Raw genomic sequence first — 2,592 nt, 5'->3', positions numbered from 1 at the left:
CGTGATGGGCAACACCGCCCTGAGCTTCCCCGACGACGGCGGCATGGTGCGCGTCGACGAGGAGTCCGGCCTCGGCTTCGCGGTCGCAACCGACGCCAACGGACGCTACTGCCAGCTCGACCCCTACCGCGGCGCCCAGCTCGCGCTCGCCGAGGCGTTCCGCAACGTCACCGCGACCGGCGCGACCCCGGTCGGCGTCTCCGACTGCCTCAACTTCGGCAGCCCCGAGAACCCCGATGTGATGTGGCAGTTCTCGCAGGCCGTCGAAGGGCTGAGCGATGGATGCCTCGAGCTCGAGGTGCCCGTCACCGGCGGCAACGTCTCGTTCTACAACCAGACGGGCGACACCCCGATCTTCCCGACCCCGGTCGTCGGCGTGCTCGGCATCATCGACGACGTCGCCCGCCGCGTGCCGAGCGGCTGGCAGGACCCGGGCGAGAACATCTACCTGCTCGGGGTGACCTCGACCGAGCTCAGCGGTTCGGCGTGGGCCGACACCGTGCACGGCCACCTCGGCGGCCGTCCCCCGGCCGTCGACCTGGGCGCCGAGAAGCGCCTCGCCGAGCTGCTTCGCGCCGGAGCGGAGCAGTCGCTCATCTCCAGCGCGCACGATCTCTCGGCCGGCGGGCTCGGCCAGTCGCTCGCCGACGCGGTGCTGCGCTTCGGCGTCGGCGCCCGCGTGTGGCTGCGCGAGCTGATGGAGCGCGACGGGGTGGATGCCGCATCCGCGCTCTTCTCGGAATCCACCGGCCGCGTGCTCGTGACCGTGCCCCGCGAGGACGACGTGAAGTTCCGCGGGCTCTGCGAGGGCCGGGGCTACCCGGTGCTGCGCATCGGCGTCACCGACGCACCGCCGTCGGGCGAGTCCGTGCTCGAGGTGCAGGATCTCTTCACGGTTCCGCTCTCGGAGCTGCGCGAGCTGTCGACCTCGACCCTTGCCGCCGCCTTCGGCGCGACCGTCTCGGAGCCGGCGCGGGCCTAGATCGCACAGGCTTAGGATGGGGCGCGTGATGGATGACGACGACGCCGTGTACTCCGCCGCCCGCCAGAAGCGCATCCGCGCTGTCGCGTGGGTCGTGATCATCGCGCTCGTGCTCGTCGGCGGCGGCGCCACGGTCTTCGCACTGCTCTTCGGCTGAGTACCCGCTGACTCTCCTCGGGCGGGCGGTTGCCCGACGGCTACCATGAGGGGGTGGAGCCGTTCTTCCAATTCCTCGGCGGGTACTGGTGGCTGATCTTCCCGCTCATGGGGGTCGCCGGCGGCGTCGGGCGCGCGTGGCAGAAGGCCCTCGATCGCCGGCATCGGCGCCGGCTCGAGATCCTGAAGGCGAAGAGCGAGCTGAAGGCGGCACAGGCCGCCGTGCGGGCCACGACCCAGCCGATCGCCATCCGCGGCAAGGGGGGAGTCGAGTCGCAGGCCACGCGACTGCAGCGCCTCATGGACACGCACGACGAGGTCACTCAGCGGTGGCTGGCGTACGAGCTGGATGTCGCAAAGCTCATCGCCTTTCCCGCGATGAGCGATGGGCGGCAGCCGCTCACCGCGGCGTTTCTGCGCGCCAGGAAGGTCGCCGATCATCTGCGCCCGGCATCCGCCCGCGTCAAGATCGACGCGGCCTTGCTCGCCGAGTACCGCGAAGCGGTGAACGACTACGAGGTCGCGTTCGACGTCGCCGAGAAGGACGCTCGCCGCCTGCGCGATTCGACGTTCAGCGAGGCTGAGCGCCGACGACTCGACACCGCCAAGCAGCTGCTCAGCGTCGCGATCGACGAGGCCGCGACGCCCGCCGAACGGCAGCTCGCCTATCGACGCGTGCGCCAGGAGCTCGACGGGCTGATCTCCCTTTCGGACGAGGCCGTCGAGGTGCTCGAGAAGAAGGTCGCGCTCGAAATCACGACGGGCGCATCGCCGGTCGCCGACGCGAATCCGGGCAGCACTCCCGTGGCCGCGCCGCCGCCCCGCCCGCCCGCCGCGTCCGCCCCGTCTGCCCCGTCCGGCCCGTCCGCCGGGACTTGGCCCGTCCCCGCACGGTCGGCGCAGACCGCTCCGGGTCGGGTCGTGCGGCCCAAGCCGCCGGCCACGCCCCCGGCCACGCCGTAGGCACCCGAAGCCGACACCGCCGGTCACTTGACCGCACGGGGAGCATAGAGGCCGACCCGAGAATGAGACCGTGATGGATGACGCAAGTGCCGGTGGCTGGGGCCTCAAATGTGTGCGGTGCGACGGGGTGGTCATCGAGCGCAAAGGCCGGTACCGCCACAAGCGGTGGTGGCTCACCCGCACCTGCGGCGCCCCGGTCGTCGTGACCGACTGGGGTGATGGGCGCAACTGACTGACGCCGCGGCGCGCGCGGACCGCGCGGACCGCGCGGACGATGGCTGGCGCTGAGCCTCTCCCTCGCCCGCGCACGAACTTCGGAGAATGTCGCGAAGCTCGGATGATTCGAGGCTATTCGGCCGATCGAGGTGCGATTTTCCGAAGCTGATGCAGGCGGATGCGGCCTCCGAAACGTCATGCACTCGAGGATTCCTCCCCGCCGTTCCGGCTCCACGTCGAGAGACACATGTAGTCGCTCCCGGGTTTCCCGCCTC

Annotated in this window: 4 protein-coding genes; all 4 read left to right on the top strand. The window is 71.0% G+C overall.

Annotation, left to right across the window (positions count from 1 at the left end; genetic code table 11):
* Window positions 1-982 (top strand): AIR synthase related protein (locus VNT50_RS10155; RefSeq protein WP_325484996.1); only part of this gene is annotated, 982 nt, incomplete at its 5' end.
* Window positions 983-1,007: 25 nt separating this feature from the next.
* Complete coding sequence (locus VNT50_RS10150; RefSeq protein ID WP_325484997.1) at window positions 1,008-1,139, top strand: hypothetical protein; 132 nt, start codon at window positions 1,008-1,010, stop codon at window positions 1,137-1,139.
* A gap of 53 nt (window positions 1,140-1,192) precedes the next feature.
* The gene (locus tag VNT50_RS10145; protein WP_325484995.1) at window positions 1,193-2,101 is read left to right on the top strand and encodes a hypothetical protein; all 909 of its coding nucleotides are present in this window, start codon (window positions 1,193-1,195) and stop codon (window positions 2,099-2,101) included.
* Between the two features lie 73 nt (window positions 2,102-2,174).
* On the top strand, window positions 2,175-2,333 hold the full coding sequence (locus VNT50_RS10140; RefSeq protein ID WP_325484994.1) for a hypothetical protein: 159 nt from the start codon (window positions 2,175-2,177) through the stop codon (window positions 2,331-2,333).
* Window positions 2,334-2,592: the final 259 nt, after the last annotated feature.

It is taken from the genome of Microbacterium sp., from assembly GCF_035554235.1.
In the GTDB taxonomy this organism is placed as follows: Bacteria; Actinomycetota; Actinomycetes; order Actinomycetales; family Microbacteriaceae; genus Microbacterium.
This window is presented reverse-complemented; position numbering and strand designations above follow the sequence as displayed.

Excerpts from the sequence above, each read along its gene's own strand:
- VNT50_RS10140 (WP_325484994.1), top strand. The coding sequence starts at position 2,175 with ATGGATGACGCAAGTGCCGGTGGCTGGGGCCTCAAATGTGTGCGGTGC.